Source organism: Pedobacter riviphilus (assembly GCF_014692875.1).
Taxonomy (GTDB): Bacteria; Bacteroidota; Bacteroidia; order Sphingobacteriales; family Sphingobacteriaceae; genus Pedobacter; species Pedobacter riviphilus.
Genome location: NZ_CP061171.1, coordinates 36,329 through 54,523, shown reverse-complemented (window position 1 = coordinate 54,523; position 18,195 = coordinate 36,329). Strand labels below are relative to the sequence as shown.

21 protein-coding genes are annotated in these 18,195 nt (G+C 39.3%); 11 read left to right on the top strand and 10 right to left on the bottom strand.

Features of this window, described 5'->3' with window-relative positions; all coding sequences use genetic code 11:
- The first annotated feature begins 119 nt into the window (after positions 1–119).
- Entirely contained in the window at positions 120–419 is a 300-nt protein-coding gene (locus tag H9N25_RS00270) for a cupin domain-containing protein (RefSeq protein ID WP_223833517.1), read from the top strand.
- A gap of 109 nt (positions 420–528) precedes the next feature.
- Here the strand turns inward: H9N25_RS00270 and H9N25_RS00265 are convergent, their stop codons facing one another.
- From H9N25_RS00265 to H9N25_RS00255, 3 genes are read right to left on the bottom strand one after another with little or no spacing between them, the layout of a single operon-like run.
- Positions 529–2,049 (bottom strand): TlpA family protein disulfide reductase, encoded by a 1,521-nt coding sequence (locus H9N25_RS00265; RefSeq protein ID WP_190327543.1) that lies wholly within the window; start codon positions 2,047–2,049, stop codon positions 529–531.
- Between the two features lie 12 nt (positions 2,050–2,061).
- The gene (locus tag H9N25_RS00260; RefSeq protein WP_190327542.1) at positions 2,062–2,820 is read right to left on the bottom strand and encodes a LytR/AlgR family response regulator transcription factor; all 759 of its coding nucleotides are present in this window, start codon (positions 2,818–2,820) and stop codon (positions 2,062–2,064) included.
- Positions 2,817–4,559 (bottom strand): sensor histidine kinase, encoded by a 1,743-nt coding sequence (locus tag H9N25_RS00255; protein WP_190327541.1) that lies wholly within the window; start codon positions 4,557–4,559, stop codon positions 2,817–2,819. Before H9N25_RS00255 ends, H9N25_RS00260 begins: the two co-directional genes overlap by 4 nt.
- 239 nt (positions 4,560–4,798) lie before the next feature.
- On the opposite strand from H9N25_RS00255, the gene H9N25_RS00250 reads away from it, so the two are divergent.
- Positions 4,799–4,969 carry a hypothetical protein gene (locus H9N25_RS00250; RefSeq protein WP_167292783.1) on the top strand — a complete coding sequence of 57 codons (171 nt, stop codon included), beginning with the start codon at positions 4,799–4,801 and terminating at the stop codon, positions 4,967–4,969.
- Positions 4,970–5,020: 51 nt separating this feature from the next.
- Here H9N25_RS00250 and H9N25_RS00245 read toward each other — a convergent pair whose 3' ends face one another.
- Positions 5,021–5,518 carry a hypothetical protein gene (locus tag H9N25_RS00245; protein ID WP_190327540.1) on the bottom strand — a complete coding sequence of 166 codons (498 nt, stop codon included), beginning with the start codon at positions 5,516–5,518 and terminating at the stop codon, positions 5,021–5,023.
- Positions 5,519–5,549: 31 nt separating this feature from the next.
- Positions 5,550–6,347: a DUF4382 domain-containing protein gene (locus tag H9N25_RS00240; RefSeq protein WP_190327539.1), complete on the bottom strand. Its 798-nt coding sequence runs from the start codon at positions 6,345–6,347 to the stop codon at positions 5,550–5,552.
- Between the two features lie 194 nt (positions 6,348–6,541).
- On the opposite strand from H9N25_RS00240, the gene H9N25_RS00235 reads away from it, so the two are divergent.
- The 6 genes from H9N25_RS00235 (at position 6,542) to H9N25_RS00210 (ending at position 12,213) form a co-directional block, all read left to right on the top strand.
- The gene (locus tag H9N25_RS00235) at positions 6,542–6,826 is read left to right on the top strand and encodes a hypothetical protein (RefSeq protein ID WP_190327538.1); all 285 of its coding nucleotides are present in this window, start codon (positions 6,542–6,544) and stop codon (positions 6,824–6,826) included.
- Positions 6,827–6,830: 4 nt separating this feature from the next.
- Positions 6,831–7,682, top strand: a complete 852-nt coding sequence (locus tag H9N25_RS00230) for a hypothetical protein (RefSeq protein ID WP_190327537.1) — start codon at positions 6,831–6,833, stop codon at positions 7,680–7,682.
- A 5-nt stretch (positions 7,683–7,687) separates the two neighbouring features.
- Positions 7,688–8,362 carry a response regulator transcription factor gene (locus H9N25_RS00225; RefSeq protein ID WP_190327536.1) on the top strand — a complete coding sequence of 225 codons (675 nt, stop codon included), beginning with the start codon at positions 7,688–7,690 and terminating at the stop codon, positions 8,360–8,362.
- A gap of 1 nt (position 8,363) precedes the next feature.
- Positions 8,364–9,701: a sensor histidine kinase gene (locus tag H9N25_RS00220; protein WP_190327535.1), complete on the top strand. Its 1,338-nt coding sequence runs from the start codon at positions 8,364–8,366 to the stop codon at positions 9,699–9,701.
- 75 nt (positions 9,702–9,776) lie between these two features.
- A complete protein-coding gene (locus H9N25_RS00215; protein ID WP_190327534.1) occupies positions 9,777–10,592 on the top strand; it encodes a helix-turn-helix domain-containing protein in 816 nt (271 codons plus the stop codon).
- Positions 10,593–10,668: 76 nt separating this feature from the next.
- A complete protein-coding gene (locus tag H9N25_RS00210) occupies positions 10,669–12,213 on the top strand; it encodes an FAD-dependent monooxygenase (protein WP_190327533.1) in 1,545 nt (514 codons plus the stop codon).
- A 240-nt stretch (positions 12,214–12,453) separates the two neighbouring features.
- Here the strand turns inward: H9N25_RS00210 and H9N25_RS00205 are convergent, their stop codons facing one another.
- Positions 12,454–13,185 carry a DUF3667 domain-containing protein gene (locus H9N25_RS00205; RefSeq protein WP_190327532.1) on the bottom strand — a complete coding sequence of 244 codons (732 nt, stop codon included), beginning with the start codon at positions 13,183–13,185 and terminating at the stop codon, positions 12,454–12,456.
- Between the two features lie 5 nt (positions 13,186–13,190).
- Positions 13,191–13,436 carry a hypothetical protein gene (locus H9N25_RS00200; RefSeq protein WP_190327531.1) on the bottom strand — a complete coding sequence of 82 codons (246 nt, stop codon included), beginning with the start codon at positions 13,434–13,436 and terminating at the stop codon, positions 13,191–13,193.
- Positions 13,437–13,523: 87 nt separating this feature from the next.
- On the opposite strand from H9N25_RS00200, the gene H9N25_RS00195 reads away from it, so the two are divergent.
- Positions 13,524–14,282 carry a response regulator transcription factor gene (locus tag H9N25_RS00195; protein WP_190327530.1) on the top strand — a complete coding sequence of 253 codons (759 nt, stop codon included), beginning with the start codon at positions 13,524–13,526 and terminating at the stop codon, positions 14,280–14,282.
- A gap of 74 nt (positions 14,283–14,356) precedes the next feature.
- Here the strand turns inward: H9N25_RS00195 and H9N25_RS00190 are convergent, their stop codons facing one another.
- Positions 14,357–15,097, bottom strand: coding sequence for an SDR family NAD(P)-dependent oxidoreductase (locus tag H9N25_RS00190; RefSeq protein WP_190327529.1), 741 nt, complete (start codon positions 15,095–15,097; stop codon positions 14,357–14,359).
- Between the two features lie 92 nt (positions 15,098–15,189).
- Between H9N25_RS00190 and H9N25_RS00185 the strand changes: the two genes are divergently transcribed.
- Together H9N25_RS00185 and H9N25_RS00180 are read left to right on the top strand one after the other, a co-directional pair.
- Positions 15,190–15,582: a winged helix-turn-helix transcriptional regulator gene (locus H9N25_RS00185; RefSeq protein WP_190327528.1), complete on the top strand. Its 393-nt coding sequence runs from the start codon at positions 15,190–15,192 to the stop codon at positions 15,580–15,582.
- 189 nt (positions 15,583–15,771) lie between these two features.
- Positions 15,772–16,230: a DinB family protein gene (locus H9N25_RS00180; protein WP_223833516.1), complete on the top strand. Its 459-nt coding sequence runs from the start codon at positions 15,772–15,774 to the stop codon at positions 16,228–16,230.
- A 16-nt stretch (positions 16,231–16,246) separates the two neighbouring features.
- On the opposite strand, the gene H9N25_RS00175 is transcribed toward H9N25_RS00180, so the two are convergent.
- The gene (locus H9N25_RS00175; RefSeq protein WP_190327526.1) at positions 16,247–17,209 is read right to left on the bottom strand and encodes a helix-turn-helix transcriptional regulator; all 963 of its coding nucleotides are present in this window, start codon (positions 17,207–17,209) and stop codon (positions 16,247–16,249) included.
- A gap of 50 nt (positions 17,210–17,259) precedes the next feature.
- Positions 17,260–17,865 carry a YdeI/OmpD-associated family protein gene (locus tag H9N25_RS00170; protein ID WP_190327525.1) on the bottom strand — a complete coding sequence of 202 codons (606 nt, stop codon included), beginning with the start codon at positions 17,863–17,865 and terminating at the stop codon, positions 17,260–17,262.
- Between the last annotated feature and the right edge of the window lie 330 nt (positions 17,866–18,195).

The window sequence follows — 18,195 nt, the reverse complement described above, 5'->3', positions numbered from 1 at the left end:
TATTATAAACACTAATGTACTCATATTTTGTACTGTAAATGTATTCACTTTATTCACAGCACATTAAATTCGATTAATTTGAAGTGGTGGGTTGATTCCTGAATCAGACAGTTAAAGCAATGGCAGGAAGAAAAATTTCGCACAAGCAGTGTAAACAAACCGTTTCAAAAGATGGCTTTGTGAATATTCCTCTTGGTGGAGCCGTTCATTGCTTTAAAGATACTTCCGAAAAACCTGCACGATTGCTTTGCACAGTAGTACCCGCCGGACTGGAAAATCTATTTCATGAAATAGGCACTCCTGTTCTTCCTGGGCAAACGCTACCCATTCCTGAGCTAACAGAAGAGCGGAAAGCGTTTTTAAAAGAGATGGACTTGAAATACAATCAGCAAACCTACCCCAAGGATTTTCTGGGATAGTAGCCTCACTTTACAAGCCTATAGAGGATAATCTCTAGCTACTCCTTGCTACAATATATTGCCTGTAGAACTCTTGAAACCCCTACTGACATGTAATGAAAGATATCGTTTAAAGCCCCGCTACTTTTTTGAGGCTTTCTCTATTCAAAGCTCCCATGTGGCTAATCACCTTTGAATTGGCTTTGCCATTCATGTCGACAGCTACATAAGTTGGAAATCCACCTTCTGCATTGAGGATCGTTCTTAACTGGGCCAATACTTTTTCATTGATGAAAACGTGGGTACCTGGGATCTCCATCTGGACGATATTCTTTTTCCATAGATCTATATTAGAACCGCCCGTGGTACACAAATAAATATAGGCCACTGGTAAATCTCTATTTTTTTCATGTAAGCTTTTGCTCGAAGGCAGATCTGCTATACAAGGTCCACACCAGGTAGCCCAGATATCGATGATCAGTGCCTTTTTGGGGAATTTTGATTTTAGGTTACTCAGTAAATCTTCGGCTTTTATTTTTTCATCTACTTCGTAAAGATCGGCCTCAAAAGGTAGTTTCGCTAAAGGTTTGCCAATGTTTGCGTCATCTGGTTTTTTTGATGTGGCAAACAAGTTTTCTACCTTTTTTTCATTAAGGTTAGCTTTGGCCAACTCTTTTGTTGATATACCTTTGCACCATGGCGTTGTTATGCTACTGATAATTGTAGGATAAGCGGTAGAAAACAGGTCTTTATAAGTGTCTAAAAGAAATATTTTCAGTAAATCCGATTTCTGAGGAGTGTACAAACTATCCATCAATGCAAGTGCACCTGGCAAGCCTTTTCCTTTTGGCAGTTTTCCATTCGTAGAATAACTTTGCAGGTACCGATAAAAAGTGGAGCCATCATTACTTACAAAATAAGGTTTATGGCTGCTAACTTCGCTAAAAAGTTTAACTGGCATCAGGTCGCCCCAATAGGTTACGCATATATTTCCGTAAAAGCCTGATAAAGTTTCGTTTTTGATCGCCCATGCATAGTCGGGATGATTGGCAATAAATTCTTCATCTATCTTTAGTAATGCATTTTTTATTGAATCAATTTTCAACAAGAAGGATTCTTCGCTATGTTGTTCTTTCAACTTTCTTAAATTCTGGAGGCTTTTATCCAAATCTCCTTTTTCTTTCCGTTTAAAAAGGACGTTTTTATTCATGACGGTATTCAGCTTTCCGTCATCGCCCAGGTACTCAATACCATCGGCAATCATAAATGCCCGCTTCTCTAGTTTTTTTGCATCGAGCACTACGGTTAACCCTGAGTTAACATAAATTCCGGCGTAGAGATAGGGCCCTACGGTTAACCAGATTTGCTGATAAGGTAAATTCTGATCGAGCACAACTTTTGATAGTCCTGTGGCATCTGTTTCTACAAATTTATTAAGCTGAAAACCAACACCCAACTGCACCATCGTTAATTCGATTTTAACCTTTTTAATACTATCAGGAAGATTTTTGACCTGAATGGTTAATGTTGCTGGCTTGCGGTTGGCAAGATAGCTGCTCATTTTTTCATCCTCCATTTGAAGAGGGCCGCTGCTTTGTGCATACACCTGGGTGCAGCTGAGCAGTAATAAGAAATATAAGATCCGTTTCATTTAAATTTGGTTTTATTTTTTTATGGTGTTTAATGCTTTAAGTACATTTTCTTTTTTGCCTCTTGAAATGGGGATACGTGTATCATCGTTCAGTAACAGATAACCACTATCTTCTTTAACTAAGCTTTTTATGAATTTGGAATTCACTAAATGAGACTGGTGACAGCGGATAAAGTCGTAATTGCCAAGCATTTCCTCGTATTCGAAGATGGGCTTTGATACCATGATGTTTTTGCCGTCAGCGAGATAGAACTGTGTGTAGGTATTTGACGATTCACAGCGGATAATTTCATCGGTATGTACAAACCTGATTTCTTTAGTTGAGGCCAGAGCCAGCTTGTGGTCTTTTTTGGCATCCTTATTCTTAATGAGCTCCATTAAGTTTTCCAATTGAAAGTTTTGTTTACGCTGGTTCAGCTTGGCTTCAACCTTTAGAATTGATGTTTTTAGTTCTTCGGGGTTCACTGGTTTAAGCAGGTAATCTATAGCAGAAAATTTCACTGCCTGAATACCGTATTGATCGAAGGCGGTTACAAATATTACCTCGAACTGGTAGTGAGGCAATGCTTTCAGCACATCAAATCCATTCTTCTCAGGCATTTGTATATCCAGGAACAATAAATCTGGATTAGTAGCTACAATGGTCGAAATGGCATCATCGGCATTGGTGGCCGAACCTATAATGGCAACAGGCAATTCATGTTTCCTGAGCAAACTTACCATGTTTTCGATATTGTTTTTTTCGTCGTCTATTATTACAGCTCTTATCATATTAACCAGTTTTTGAAGTAGATGGTAACTTGTGTTTCATTTTGTATTCGGTTTACAGAAAATTCAATCTGCTGTGCATTAAGTGTTTGATTCAATAGCTTGATCCTTTCTTTAGTGAGCTGTAATCCAAATCCGTTTGATTGGTGGCTTTGATCGAATCCCCTACCATTGTCGCTCACCTGAACAGACATATCATTGACTATCTTATCAAACAAGACACTAAGCCTTCCTTGCTCTTGTAATGAAGATATCCCGTGTTTTACTGCATTCTCTACCAGTGGTTGTAAAAAGAGACTCGGAATTTCTATTGCATTGGTATCTATCTGGCTGCTGGCCTTTATCTCATAACTGAAGCCGAAGCGTAGCTTTTCGAGATTTAAATAATTCTCCAGGATTTTTATTTCGCTTGATATACTAACAAATTCGTTGTTGGTGGCTTTTAACGATTCGCGCATCAGGTTGCTGAATTCGATCAGGTATTTGGTAGCATTTTCTGAGTCGTTTTTGGTGATCAGGCCTTGTATGGAACTCAGTGCATTAAACACAAAATGCGGATTAAATTGCGAGCGGATAGACTTGAGCTCGGTTTGCACCAACTGTTTTAAGGTATCTTGAGCTTTCAGCTTTTCAGTCTGTTTGGCGGATCGCCTTAAGAGTACAATGAAACCGATAGCCAGCAGACCAAGCATACACAGGCCTATTTTGGCCCATAAGGTTTGGTACCAGGCAGGGCGGATGGTAAACGTGTATTTGCACACGTGTGTACGTTGTACGCTGTAGCGGATAAGCAGATCGTATTTACCCGGCGAAAGGTTCTTGAGCCAAACCAGGTTAAAATCAAAGTCGTTTACTGCCCAGCCGGTACTATCGGCACCTTTTACAAGGTTGTATTCGATGATGTTTTTAGACTTGATGAAATCATCTAAACAGAAGATCAGGTTATTTTCATTGTAACGGAATTCCTTTTTCAGTTTTAAGAGCGTCGAATCCTTAGTCCAGTCCACCGGTTTTTCATTTATCCTTAGGTCTTTCCATTGTTCTTTAAAAATGCTTAGAAACTCAGGGAGCTGTGAAAATGTGAATACACCAACTACCCTGGGTTGCCACTTTACCCAGTAGGCAGATAACGAAGTTTTGATACTGTCTGGCTGATCGGTTTGTCGCACCTGGAAGGTTAAGGCATTGCCATAAGCACCTTTAAACTGTCCAAGATAAGCCGTAACATCATCTATTTTAGCAGAGTTGGCAATTTTGGTCATCCAATACGTGTTGGTAAATATTTTAGGTCTTGTCCATGGCAATACCACCTTTTTATTATTTTCCAGCACCCTGAATTGGTATTTAGCTGCATTTTGAGCATTAATGCCATTTACGGTGATGATAATCCCGGTTGAATCAAATATGGGCACAGCAAATACACCGGCATAACTATCTCTAGCCTGAGCATACACCCCCGATTGTTTAATGGAATAGGTTTTTAATTGTGGTATTTTCTCCAGCACATGCCTGTAGTTTACTGCCAGTTTGTTGGAATAAAAGGCCGAGATTAACAGGTTATTTTGTTCTGTAAATCTTGAATTGTGACTATAGAAGGTATTGGAGAAATATTTACGAATAGAATCACCATGTTTATCGTATTTGATAACAGGGTGAATGCTATCCAGGTTCATCTCCAGCTTTTGTGCAAAGCAAAAGATCTGGCAAAAATAGAAAAGGATAAATATGACTGCGCTGCGCATCTGCTTGTTTGAATTATTAAGTTCAAAGTAAAGGCTTTAAATCATTGCTTGTATACGCTGATTTGAATCTGGCAGGTTCTATTTTGAATCAGGTAAATTTCGCCATCTATAGCGCGCGTTCTTTGATAGGTATAGATAATTATAAAGCGTAAGCCCAAAAAGACCGGTTTTATTTTTGCATTTAGCGAGATGTTAATGAGATAGCAGCAATTGGCACAGTTATCGCTTACTGTATTACTATGAAACAGATATATCTAATTGTAGCGTTATCGGCAATGTTACTTACCAGTGCTTGTTATAGCATCAGAACTGCCGGTAACAGTGGGAAAGTTCCACCAGGGCAAGCCAAGAAAGGAACAGGTTCAAAATCGGCCAGACCTTTTGCTCCAGGACAACAAAAAAGAAATTAAAAAAGAAAACCCTCCAAATTTGGAGGGTTTCTTTCTTTATTACACAAACAACTAATGTTTTCCTTTGCCATTTCCATGGCCTTTTCCGTTTCCTTTGTTAAAATGTTGTGCTTTTGAAGGCTTTTCTTTATAAAAATTACCATTGCCTTTCGCCGGCGAATATTTCTGCCCTTTGCTTTTCCCTATTGCCGATTGCCCATGTTTGCCTTTAAATTTCGCATATTTTACTTTGTGGGTTTCGAAATAACGGTAAGGTTGACGTGCGTTAATTACGACCTTGTAGCCGTTATATAAGTCGTACCCGCTATATCTTGGCGGAAGAGAGGTGGTAAAAACCCAGCCTCCTGCACCCATATAAATAAACTGTTTCTTAGGTACATAATAATAACTCTCAATATCGGGCAGATAATAATAATCTACATAATCGTAACCAACCGGGCCCCATGCTGGTTGTGCCCCAATGTTTATGTTTACACTTACCTGGGCCTGAGCTTTAAAAGTAAGGCCGCCGCTTACCATAAGTAACAACAGCAAGAATAGCTTTTTCATCGTTTTAAATTTAGATATGAATAATGGGGTTTTACTGTTTTAAAGTAACCGTGCCCAGCGATGTATTTTGACCTAAAGCCACTTTAACAGCAGTAATGGTACTATCTCTATAACCAACAACCGGTGCAAATTTAACCGAGTAGGTACCAGAAGATAAGCCACCAACTGTAAATTTACCTGTTAAAGGATCTGCAACGGTACCCACAGTATCTGTACCTGCAATAACCAATACTTCAGGATGGCTTGCTAAAGGCAAAACAGTTCCAGAGATTAATCCAGTAGTGGCCGATGCAATTCCACGTACCACTGGTTTTAATAAATATTTTCCGTTTCCGGTGCTTACGATAGATTTCGCCGCATCAAAGTCTAATAGTAATGTATAAGCAGCGCCTTCAACCAATTCTGGATTAGCGGTTAATTTCACCTTCCAGCCAGATGTTTGTGCACTTGGCGTTTTAAGTTCCTGCTGAACACCATTTACCACAATGGTATTTCCGGTTTCGTTAAGTACCAGTCTGATTTCGGTAATTTCACCTGAAGGCATTTCACCTGAAGCAACCAAAATATCAGGATTACTGGTGCCGATCCTAAAATCAAGAATATCGAATATACCCGCGCTGGCTGCAAATACATAAGGTTTATCGCCCGATACCAGTACAATCTCTTTTACACTTAAATTGATCTTATCGAAGTTACCTGGAGCATCGGTCATTTTAATCTGAACTTTAGTTGTTCCCTGGCTTGATTCATTTTTTTTACATCCATAAAAGGCAGTCATCCCGATTACGACGAAGACGGCTAAAATGGTATTTACAAAATTTGTTTTCATAACTGTAGATTTTATTTAAAGTTTTACGCTTCAAAGTTGATGGCCGAAGATGAAACCAACATGAAATTTAAAATTTATTTTTTTCATCTTAATTTCATGTTGCCCATCTACTTTTGAAATGTGAGCGCACCATGTATGGTGGTTTTTAGGTAGGGTTTACCTCTTAGGGGGTAAACTTTTTTTATATTTATAAAATGATCCGATTCGCCGTTATTTTTTGCCTGGCAATTGCCCCGTTATCGGGTGTTTTTGCCGTGCAACAAGATTCTACCGCTTTAACTGTTTCAAATCTTCAAGAAGAACTGATTAAAAAACAGGATAAAGAAAAAAAAGATAAACAACTAGAAAATCAAAAACCTGAGCCACTTCAAATCAAAGAAGTACCAAAAGCCAAAAAACAGCTAAAACCCATGGCGGTAAAGCCCAATGTAAAGGTAAAACCCATCAAGATTATTAAACCTAAGATTAAAAGGCCATAAATATATGCGCACCCGTCTCTTAATTTTCTTCTCGTTTTTGGTCATATCGAATGTAAAAGCGCAGCAAGATTCGACAAAAGCTACGCTTACACTTGCGGCCATGTACAATAGTAACATTAATTATTACGGACAGGTTACCCCTGAAAAATACCCGTATGTACTCTTTAACGCCACCTTACGGTTTCCAAGCGGTTTATATTTTTCGGGCGGTGGTTATAAGCTCTTAAACTATGGCTCAACCATTTCGGAAACAGATTTAGGCATAGGTTACGATTATGAGTTTAATGAAAAATTTACTGCCGGACTAGCCTATACCCATTCTTTTTTCCCTGCTAATTCTCCTTTGCTCCAGGCATCCAATAACAATAACATCAATGCATCGGCCGCCTACCACTGGCCTTGGTTTAAAACAGATCTTAGCTTAGATTTGGCCTTTGGAAAGCAAACCGATGGATTTATCAGTTTTGGAAATTCAAAAGAAATTGAACTGGGAACGGTGTTCAACGAAAAGAATCTCATTTCAATTACACCAGCTATCGAGATTACAGCGGGTACCACCCACTTTTATGAAACCTATATCATCGAAAAAAACAAAAGGCAAAATTCGAATGGAAATGGAAAGGGAAAAAGTGATACCGCGCCCGGAATAGTTAATGGAAACACCAGCGAGGTAGTGGAAAACACAGTCAATCAGTTTAAGCTATTGTCTTACAATTTTAAGTTACCTTTAAACTGGAGTAATGGAAATTTCCTTGCCGAAGCCAGTTATCAATTCTCCATACTTGGAAACAGAAAAGAAGAAAATGTAAAACACCAACAATCTTTCTTTGGTTTAGCAGTTTACTACCAATTTTAATCAACATGAAGGTACTGATCATAGAAGATGAAAAAACGCTTGCCTTTGAAATGGAAAAGTTTCTTAAAAAAGCTTTCTTCTTATGCGACCTGGCCCATAGCTTTAAACAGGGCTTTAATAAGCTAGAGTTAAATCAATATGATTATGTGCTGATTGATTTAGGTCTGCCAGATGGCGATGGTTTTGAACTGCTCAGCAAGGCGAAGAAAAGCAATCCAGATGCAGCCTATATTATTCTTACCGCCAGAGGTAAATTAGAAGACCGCGTGGCCGGCTTAGACATGGGCGCAGATGATTATTTAGCGAAGCCTTTTTTTTTACCCGAGCTTCAATCGCGGATGCAGGCCATTGCCAGGCGAAAATTTAAAGTGGCCGAAGAGTTAATTCCCCTCGGAAATTTTAGCATCGATCTGCAAAAACGCTTTGTATTTTTTGAGGAGGAGCAGATTGAACTTTCGCGCAAAGAATTTGATCTTTTAAGCTACCTTTTACTACATAAAAACAGGGTGCTTACCCGGATGCAATTGAGCGAACATATTTGGGGCAACTTTGTTGATGATGATTACGACTCAAACTACATTGATGCACACATTAAAAATATCAGGAAGAAATTAAATGGTTATGCCTCTACCGAATGGCTAGAAACCGTTAGAGGCGTTGGTTATAGAATTAAGAAGTAATTTGAAACTATCTACTAAACTCACTTTATTTATTACGGGATCTAAACTCGCCATTGTAGGTCTGTTTATCCTGTTGCTCCCTTTTTTAATCAGGCAGATTGCTTCTAACTACACCAATTTTTCGCTTAGAAACCAGCAGAAAAAAGTACTCCAAAACATCAATAAAAAGGGAATAGATTATTACTTCGAAGGGGATAACAGTTATGGTAGCTACACCATGCTGAAAGATGAATACATTGCACTCGAAACGGTAGCACAAACACTAAAATTAGATACCATACGCGATACCAAACGTATTGTGGAGCAGGATACCATCGCTTATCGAGTACTGAGTTTTACTTTTCAAAAAAACAAAAAAAACTACCTTTTAGAAATCGGCAAAACCACCGCCAGCATTAACCTTTATAATGATGCGCTCCAACGCTTTGCCTTATATGTGCTCATTATCCTTATTGCCCTAAGTATTATCATTGACCTGATTTTTACGCGGCAGTTAATCAAACCACTCGGTCAGATTATCAAATTAAGATTAACTAATAGCCGGTTTCCTTTTAAAAAGAAACATGGCCATATTAACACCAGTACACAAGACTTTAAATACCTCGATCATTCGCTCATTTCGTTAATGGACCAGATTAATGAGGCTTTTGAAAAAGAGCGGGAATTTACGGCCAACGCCTCGCATGAGTTTATGACGCCCATTAGTATATTACAAAACAAGATGGAAAATCTGCTTACTGAGGAATCGGCATCCGAAGCGGTACAGGAACATGTTGTTGACATGATGAAAACACTGGAGCGGTTAAAGAAAATATCGCGTTCGCTCCTACTCATTTCGAGAATAGAAAATGAACAGTTCTCCAAACAGGAGGAGATAGAACCCCAAACACTTTTCAATGAAATGGTGGAAGAAATAGGCCATAGGCTCGAAGAGAAAAACATTCAAATCGACATCGAGCTTAGCCATAACAAACGTTTAAGCCATATCAATCATGACCTTTTGTTTCAGCTCTTTTATAACCTAATTAACAATGCCATTAAGTTTAACAAAGAAAATGGAAGCATACAGATTTCTGATCATCTTGAAAAAGGTTATTATTCTATTCTGGTTAGCGATAGTGGCCAAGGTATTAAAGCAGAAGATATACCGCATGTATTTGATCGTTTTAAAAAAACCGGTCATGCCGAAAATGCGGGCTATGGGTTAGGACTTGCCATTGTAAAAAGCATAGCGAATTACCTTAACTTAAAAGTTCAGGTAAACTCAATACTGGGTGAGGGAGCAAGTTTTAAAGTTATTTTCGAAATAGAACAACGCATTAGCAAATCTATAACCTAGTGCCGGAAGCTATAAATTTTTCATAAGAAGTGCCTTTTTTTAAATCCAATCCTCCCGAATATGCCGCCATTCAAAATGCATCATCAAGAATTCGAACCTCCTGAAGAACTACAGGATACGATAAAGTGCTTTTGGTACAACAGGAGAGTATCTGGAGCAGAACTATCGAGCTTTGAAGTTGTACCTGATGGTTACGCGGAGATCATTTTTCACTTTGGCAGCGGCTGTAGCATTTCTTCAGGTGGAGAATTGCGTCCACTACCCTCACCTTTTATGATGGGATTACTTAATCAGCCTGCTATTTTTTACACGAAAAACCGTTTTGAGATCATTGGGATCAGGTGCTTTCCGTGGACTGTATTCGATTTGCTCGGTCTCCCATCCGACAAGCATGGATTACATCTATTTGAGCACCCCATGGCTCAGCTTCAACCCAAACTAAATGCATTTATTCTTGATGGGAAAATAGATGAAGCAGTAGCAGCGGTAAAGCAATATTTCTTACAGGCAAGAGCGCAGGTTGCTGCTAACAGTATGTTGTTCAAAGCCGGGATTGCCATGCAGGAAGCAAAGGGTACCATACCTGTGAGTGAGGTAGCGGCAGCAGCCCATGTAACGGTGCGTACATTGGAAAGAAACTTTAAACGATCTTCAGGCCATACAGTTAAAGATGTATCGGGCCTAATGCGTTTTGAGCAGGTACGTAACCAATTGTGGCTTGATCCGAATGCCAACCTGACCAGTTTGGCGCATGAGTTTGGTTATACCGATCAACCGCACCTCAGCAGGGAATTTAAACGTTACAGCGGCACTACTCCTGCGGCATTTGCCCGAAAGGCCAAAAAAGGCAAACAAGCGTTAAGCAACGACCTTCTTAATCTCTCCTCCTGAACCCAACGGAGGATTGTCGCGTTTATACAAGCCTAACTTAAGTACATTGCTGAATTTTGTGTTTTAATCATACGATATGAACACAACACTTAAAAATAAAAAAAACAACCACACCCATACAATTTACGATGTTATTATTTCTGGTGCCGGCCCTGTAGGCCTGTTCCTGGCCTGCGAATTGGCTTTAGCCAAATGTTCGGTACTGATACTCGAAAAAGCAGTGGAAGCTCACTCGCCTTTAAAACAGCTTCCTTTCGGTATCCGTGGCTTGTCGGCACCAACAATTGAAGCACTTTATCGCCGTGGCCTGCTGCAAGAACTTGAAATTCATAAACACCTTAAAAACCCTCACCAAAATGCCGTGCAAGGGCCACGTCGCCAGGCAGGACATTTCGCTGGCATTCCATTTCGCGACGGTGATATTGATACTGCCCAATGGAAATATCGCCTACCAAGTTCTACACCTACCAGTTTAATTACCGAAATGGAGGAGCTGGAAACGGTACTTTCCCGGCGTGCAGCAATCTTGGGCGTTGAAATTAAACGAGGTTTTGCCATTACGAGCTTCCATCAAAATAACGAAGGTGTAACTGTACAGGCGGGTGGGCAATCTTTCGAAAGTAAATGGCTTGTAGGTTGCGATGGAAGCCGAAGTGTAGTACGCAAAACGGGCGGCTTCGAATTTGCCGGAACAGAGCCTGAATTTACTGGTTACACGGCTAAGGTAGACATCCTCAATCCGGAACTGCTTAAACCAGGACGAAACGTAACGCCAACAGGCATGTACATGCAATCGCAGCCAGGTTATCTGGCCATACAGGATTTTGATGGTGGTGCATTTCATGGTTCGGCAAAGCCAGTTACACGCGAACATTTGCAAGAGGTACTGCGCCGTGTTTCAAATACCAATGTTACCATCAGTACGCTACATATTGCTAGCACCTGGACGGACCGCGCAAGGCAAGCGACAAGTTACCGCAACGGACGTGTACTTTTAGCTGGCGATGCTGCGCACATTCATGCACCTTTAGGCGGCCAGGGACTTAACCTGGGTTTGGGCGATGCCATGAACCTGGGCTGGAAACTCGCGGCAACCATCAACAGGAAAGCTCCTGAAGGTTTATTGGATAGTTATGGCACAGAGCGACATCCAATTGGTGCACAGGTGCTCGATTGGTCTCGCGCTCAGGCAGCGATTATGAAACCCGAACCCAATGCCCGCGCTTTGCATGCCATTATTACCGATCTTATCAATACCACTGATGGTGCTACCTATTTTGCAGGAAGAGTGTGGGGTGTTTCTACCCAAATTAATCTCGATGGCAAACATCCGCTGGTTGGCTGCAGTGTTCCTAACTTTGAGTTTGAAGATGAGACAAAAATTGGCCAACTGATGCACAATGGCCAGGGCATACTGCTTGATTTTAACCACAATACCGCAATCAGAGAGTTAGCCAGCGAATACAATCAGATTGATTATATTTCGAAAACTGCGAAAAATCAATTGGGTCTATGTGCAGTATTGATCCAGCCTGATGGAATTGTAGCCTGGGCTACAGATGATTTGATAGAGACTAGCGAATTGCAAAAAGCAATGGCGACTTGGTTTTGGTTAACATAAAAAGAGATTATATCATAAAACAAGTTTCTTTAAAAGTTTGCCACGCTACCGTTGACAGATTCCTATAGAAATTCGTCATTGCGAGGAGGAACGACGAAGCAATCTTTCATATAGGTGATCCTCGCTGTAAAGATTGCTTCGTCAGCTGAAAAAGCCTTCTCGCAATGACGATCCTTCGAGAAGATAAATAAACATTGGTTAGTTTTAGATGATTAGAAATTGGAGCGATTTTACGAAAGTTTAATGTTTAATCAGTAGATCAATCGAAACTCCTAAAAACACTGCCAAAAGGCCAAACATTAACATCCCCAGGCCATAAGCAATAATTGCTTTTAAGTAGCTTGCCACTTTTCTCCCGTTAAAAAACTGTGCTATAGCCCATGTACTATAGACTGCCACTATAATGCTCGAAACCTCCATCAAACTGATTTTGGTAAGCCCCTCGACAATGGCAAAAACAGAAATGATTAACATGCCAATCCCCATCACAAAGCACAGCAGGATTAATATTTCGAAGAAGTTGTAGCTGTATTTTTTAAAAAATAGTTTTAACCACAAGGAAATGCAAACACCCATTAAAATATTGGCATAACCATAATGCCCCTGTACCCAATCGAAAATTAAACCGATGCTTGTTTTTTTTACCTCGGTAAATTCAACGTAACCTTCTTCAATATGAAAGAAATGACTAATTAACGTATAAATTAACGAGCTAACGATGATAAATATAACGGGCTTTACCAATCGGCTGCGGTTCTCAGTAATGAATGATCTGATATTCTGACCAGGCCTGATCAGCAGTTCTTTTACCGTAAAGAGTATTCCTTTTTCGAAATGTAAAACATGTTGGATTTCATGTAGGATGTAATGCGCATCTACCCTTTTAACATGGACTGGCTGACCACAACGTCCACAAAAATCATCATTTACAACATGACTGCAGTTTCTGCAACTTATTAGATCAGTATGCATAAAGTTTATTGGTTAACATTTGGTGCATTACGTAATCTGATCTCATCGTTTACCGATTTTAAGGAGCTGTAGATCGGCAACCAGGTAATGGGCAACACCATTGCCGGGATGAATAACACTAGTTTTGCCTTGAGCAAAAACAAGGTTAAAGAAATAAGCACTCCAAATACGATAAATCCAATTAAGGCTCCCTTTAACTTCGCTCTGGTTTTGTTTAATTCTGCCAAGCTTAATTCAGACCATTTTTTCATCGTTCAAATCTTTTCTGTAAAAGTGGGCACAAAAATATTTTCAGAGACTACACTTTAGTGTAAATTTGCTATTAAGCCATCCCCTAAATGAAAGACAGCATTACCTCCACTTTGCTTACCAAGAATAAGGTTGAAAAAATATCAACTGAAGACCTTCTTCAGCAAGATTACATGGAAGCTATAAAAGCTTTTGCGCGCTTAACCTACGAAAGCGTATATGTGATCGATTACGAAAAAATGGCGTTTGAGTATGTTTCAGAAAACCCTTTATTTTTATGTGGTTATTCGCCTAACGAAGTTTTGGATTTAGGCTATGAATTTTATTTTAAAAATGTACCTGAAAAGGATCTTGCATTATTGAGTCTGATTAACGAAGCCGGGTTCGATTTTTTCGCCAAACTACCTGATGGAGAAAAAAAACACTATAGCATTACTTACGATTTTCATCTGATTAACCAGGAAGGTAAACCCACGCTGATTAACCATAAACTTACGCCCTTGTTTTTAACTGGCGAAGGTAAAATGTGGAAAGCGATGTGCATTGTTTCCATCTCGCACCATCAGCAGGCCGGCAATATCTATATTTACAAACAGGGTACCGATGAGCTGTGGGCGTTAAATATCGAAAGTAAAATCTGGCATAAATCAGAGAAACCAAAACTCAGCAAGAGGGAAATCGAAATATTGCAGCTGCATGCACAAGGCTTAACCATTAACCAAATTGCCGAAAAAATATTTGTTGCACCTGATACCGTAAAGTATTATAGGCGACGGATTTTTGAACGATTGGAGGTGAGTAATATGGTAGAGGCACTTTCACGTGCAGTTAATAGTAAGATGATTTAGTCTCACCTATTTTTCACAATATTTTGATCGGGAATTGCCCTCCCGACCAAAACCTGATTTTATCAGCAATCGCCTTAAGCATTCAATCCGCCATCGATTGTTAAAAACGACCCGGTGATGTACCTGGCTTCTTCACTTGCAATAAAGCTTACAAATGATGCAATATCTTCTACAGTACCATAATCTGGCAATGCCATACGGGTTCTTAAGAAATCAGCCAATGGTGCATCTGCGGGATTCATATCGGTATTGATTGGTCCGGGCTGAATCAGGTTTACTGTAATTTTACGGGCACCAAGATCGCGTGCCAAACCACGTGTAAAACCCTGAAGTGCCGATTTACTCATGGTATACAAAGTGGTTTCTGGACCAACCGCATTATCGCCCATGTTACTGCCGATGGTAATGATCCTACCACCTTCAGGCATGCCTTTTACCGCAGCCAAAGCCGCCACAAAAACTGCCTGGACATTAACGGCCATAATTTCATTATAATCCTCAAGGGTATGCTCTTCAAAGGCTTTTCCAATGTAAATACCGGCATTATTGATCAGGATATCTATGTGGCCAAAATCGGCAATTGTTTTAGCCACTGCGCCAGTTACTTCAGCTGGTACTGTACTACTTGCTTTTAATGCCACAGCGAGCCCACCCGCAGCTTCAACCTCGGCCACTACAGCCGAAGCTTTTTCTGGTGAATAGGCATAAGTAAATACTACTTTTGCACCTTCGGCAGCTAATCTTTTTACAATCGCCGCACCTATGCCCCGACTTCCTCCAGTAACCAGGGCAATTTTATCTGTTAATTTTTTCATCTGTATTTTTTAAATTTTATGCTAAAGTAAAAGAGATACTTTACATTTGCAGGTAAGCAACGAATTGTTAGGTACTAACAAAAAAGTAAGAAATGAGGAAAGAAACATCAACCAACGCTTTGAACGAAAAAATGATGATCGACAGCTGTGGCATGTCCTCATCGCTGGCGGTAATCGGCGGAAGGTGGAAACCCGCCATATTGTGTCGCCTTTCTTATGGCACCATGCGCTATGGCGAGCTTAAAAAAGACATTATCGGTATATCAGAGCGGATGTTGGTAGCGCAGTTAAGAGAACTGGAGAAAGACCAGATTATTACCCGCGTTGTTTTTCCAGAGGTACCGCCAAGGGTAGAATATCGCCTAACCGATTTGGGCCGTACCATGAAACCGATGCTGGATGCGATGTCTGACTGGGGCAATATGTACCGGAAGCATATCAACCAAACACAAGATTTATCTGCTACCGTATTACAAGACAAGTAAATGAACTTGTGGCCTCTTTAAAAACTGCAAATTTTATGATTTTTAAAGATTAGTCCTGCTTATCAGATTCTAAAGAATAAACAGAAATTTTAACAAAAAACAATATGCTGTTTTTCGACTGACAAACAGCTGTCATAGGCCAGTCTTAGTTTTGTTCTATTAAATTAATATAACAAGATGTCAACAACTATGATTACTAAAAGCGAATTACTACAGCATTGGTTAGGCCACAGAAAACTAACCAGAAAAACCATTGAAAAATTTCCCGAGAAAGAATTATTCGAATTTTCGGTCGGTGGAATGAGGCCTTTTTCTTCATTAATTAAAGAGTTGTTATCGATTAATGTTCCTGGTTTAAAAGAAATGGTCACCAGAGAAACAGCTCCTTTTAGTCATGATCTTCCGCTTAATAGCAAAGAAGAGCTACTAACAAAATGGGATGAGGATACACCAAAAATTGTAGAATACTTTAACCAGATCTCTGAAGATCAACTTCACGAAACAATTAAACTATTCGGGCAATACGAGTTTTCGATCATTAGCCACCTTTTGTATTTCATTGATAACGAAATACACCACCGCGGGCAAGGCTTTGTATATTTAAGGGCATTAGGCATTGAGCCTCCATTTTTCTGGGACCGTTATTAAAAACAAAAGCGCTTTATTAAGCGCTTTTGTTTTTTATTCTCTTCAAACCAGATTCCATTATTTCAATCAGCTCGTTGTTTAAATGAGCCGGTTCTATAATTTCAGCAACATCAACAAATTTAAGAAACCAGCGGACAAAAGAAACAACAGAAAGGGAACAGTCGAAATACATGATCACAAAATCATCTGAAATTTCTTCGCCTGTAAATCCGAAAATCTGTCGTTCCCAATATAGAAAATGTGCATACTTCCGGTCTACCCTGATTTCGATTTTCATTATATTTTCGGATAGGCCTTTATCTCTGAATTCGTTAATTGGTGGATGAGTAATGGTGAAGTTCTCTTCAAGCACTAAAACTTTTTTAATCCTGTCTAACCTAAAATTGCGGTAATCTTTCCTTAAATGGCAATAGGCTAAAAGATACCAAAGGCTGTGTTCGTAAAATACACCGATGGGTTCTACTGATCTTCCGACCGTATGAATATCACCGCCTTTGAGGTAATCGATATGGGTTATTTTTTTCCTTAAGGTACTGTTGAGTAAAACATCGATAATGTTAGGCAGGTAATCATTAGATTTAAAATCGTTTTTAAGGTGTATTGTATCTTCTAAATGCAGGAAATCTCTTTTTTGATTCACCTGAAAAGAACTTTTTATTTTGATAAGTGCCACCTCAAAATGTTTTTTAATAAACTCGGTTTCATGTTTCTGCATCACTTTTTCTGCAACCATTAAACTGAGAATTTCTTCCTGGCTAAACCTCGATGGCTGAAGCCTAAAACCTTCCATAATCGAATAGCCAGATCCCGATTCATTTACGATCGGAATACCGGCAATCTCAAGGGCTTTTAAGTCCCTGTAAATTGTCCTTAAACTGATTTCGAACCGCTTTTGTAATTCTGCTGCAGTGACTACAGATTTAGATTGCAATAAAAAAAATATCTGTAGTATCCGGTCAAATCTTTTGGTAATATCCATTTTAAAAATGTAGGTATTTAACTAAACAGTTCATTTAGATGGCTTGCCCATTAGCGGAGAAATTGCTTTGGCAATACGTTTTCTGATGAAGATTTTACGAGTTCAAGAATTCTGTTTTGCCGGGTTTCTGCTTTTTTTGCCATTACAATCCATTGCAGAATGGCTTTCTTAGCCGATTTACTTAGGCCAAGAAAAAAAATCTTTGCGTCTTTACTGTTTTTAAATGCTAAGGCTAAATCTTTAGGTATTTTAAGTGTTTCTACTGTATCTAAAGCTATCCATGCCCCATTTTGTTTTGCCCTTTTAATGGTTTCTAAACCTGCTTTTACGATAAGGTCTTGTGCCAACAGATGCTTTACCTTTTCTTTATTGATTTTCGACCAAACGCTATTGGGTTTCCGTTTACAAAAAAACTGCATAAACCGCTCACTATCGATGGGCTTTTTTATACTGTCTATCCAGCCAAAACAAAGAGCTTCATCTACAGCTTCACTCCAGGTAAGGCTTGGCAAACCAGAGCCCTTTTTGCCATAAACAAGCCAAACAGATGATCTAAACTCATTATGGGTGGCTAACCAATCCCGCCATTCTTTGATGTTGGTGGGGCAAAAAGTTTCTATATTCTTTACTTTGTTTTCCACTATTTCGCAATCCATAAAATAATTTTCCCGAACAGATTGTACATAAATTATTCAAACTATGTAGCAAATTTAGCAGGGTATAGTGACAACCTTATGGCAGTGGTGATTTTATCTTTTATAAAAACCTTTGAAAACAATTTTCATTCAGTTTGAGGCGACAGCTCTCCATCTTTATCTGGATAATAGATTTCTCTAAAATAATGACGAAAGCAGGAGTCCAATCCTTTTTATAATGATTGGTGTATTTAAATATAGACAATCGTTATAATCATAATCCAGATCAAGCTAAATACACCTCCAAAATAAAACATTGGCATATTTTGTTTCAAATTTTTCTTAATCAAG

Coding starts and splice junctions, on each gene's coding strand:
- H9N25_RS00270 (WP_223833517.1), top strand. CDS start 120: ATGGCAGGAAGAAAAATTTCGCACAAGCAGTGTAAACAAACCGTTTCA.
- H9N25_RS00265 (WP_190327543.1), bottom strand. CDS start 2,049: ATGAAACGGATCTTATATTTCTTATTACTGCTCAGCTGCACCCAGGTG.
- H9N25_RS00260 (WP_190327542.1), bottom strand. CDS start 2,820: ATGATAAGAGCTGTAATAATAGACGACGAAAAAAACAATATCGAAAAC.
- H9N25_RS00255 (WP_190327541.1), bottom strand. CDS start 4,559: ATGCGCAGCGCAGTCATATTTATCCTTTTCTATTTTTGCCAGATCTTT.
- H9N25_RS00250 (WP_167292783.1), top strand. CDS start 4,799: ATGAAACAGATATATCTAATTGTAGCGTTATCGGCAATGTTACTTACC.
- H9N25_RS00245 (WP_190327540.1), bottom strand. CDS start 5,518: ATGAAAAAGCTATTCTTGCTGTTGTTACTTATGGTAAGCGGCGGCCTT.
- H9N25_RS00240 (WP_190327539.1), bottom strand. CDS start 6,347: ATGAAAACAAATTTTGTAAATACCATTTTAGCCGTCTTCGTCGTAATC.
- H9N25_RS00235 (WP_190327538.1), top strand. CDS start 6,542: ATGATCCGATTCGCCGTTATTTTTTGCCTGGCAATTGCCCCGTTATCG.
- H9N25_RS00230 (WP_190327537.1), top strand. CDS start 6,831: ATGCGCACCCGTCTCTTAATTTTCTTCTCGTTTTTGGTCATATCGAAT.
- H9N25_RS00225 (WP_190327536.1), top strand. CDS start 7,688: ATGAAGGTACTGATCATAGAAGATGAAAAAACGCTTGCCTTTGAAATG.
- H9N25_RS00215 (WP_190327534.1), top strand. CDS start 9,777: ATGCATCATCAAGAATTCGAACCTCCTGAAGAACTACAGGATACGATA.
- H9N25_RS00210 (WP_190327533.1), top strand. CDS start 10,669: ATGAACACAACACTTAAAAATAAAAAAAACAACCACACCCATACAATT.
- H9N25_RS00205 (WP_190327532.1), bottom strand. CDS start 13,185: ATGCATACTGATCTAATAAGTTGCAGAAACTGCAGTCATGTTGTAAAT.
- H9N25_RS00200 (WP_190327531.1), bottom strand. CDS start 13,436: ATGAAAAAATGGTCTGAATTAAGCTTGGCAGAATTAAACAAAACCAGA.
- H9N25_RS00195 (WP_190327530.1), top strand. CDS start 13,524: ATGAAAGACAGCATTACCTCCACTTTGCTTACCAAGAATAAGGTTGAA.
- H9N25_RS00190 (WP_190327529.1), bottom strand. CDS start 15,097: ATGAAAAAATTAACAGATAAAATTGCCCTGGTTACTGGAGGAAGTCGG.
- H9N25_RS00185 (WP_190327528.1), top strand. CDS start 15,190: ATGAGGAAAGAAACATCAACCAACGCTTTGAACGAAAAAATGATGATC.
- H9N25_RS00180 (WP_223833516.1), top strand. CDS start 15,772: ATGATTACTAAAAGCGAATTACTACAGCATTGGTTAGGCCACAGAAAA.
- H9N25_RS00175 (WP_190327526.1), bottom strand. CDS start 17,209: ATGGATATTACCAAAAGATTTGACCGGATACTACAGATATTTTTTTTA.
- H9N25_RS00170 (WP_190327525.1), bottom strand. CDS start 17,865: ATGGATTGCGAAATAGTGGAAAACAAAGTAAAGAATATAGAAACTTTT.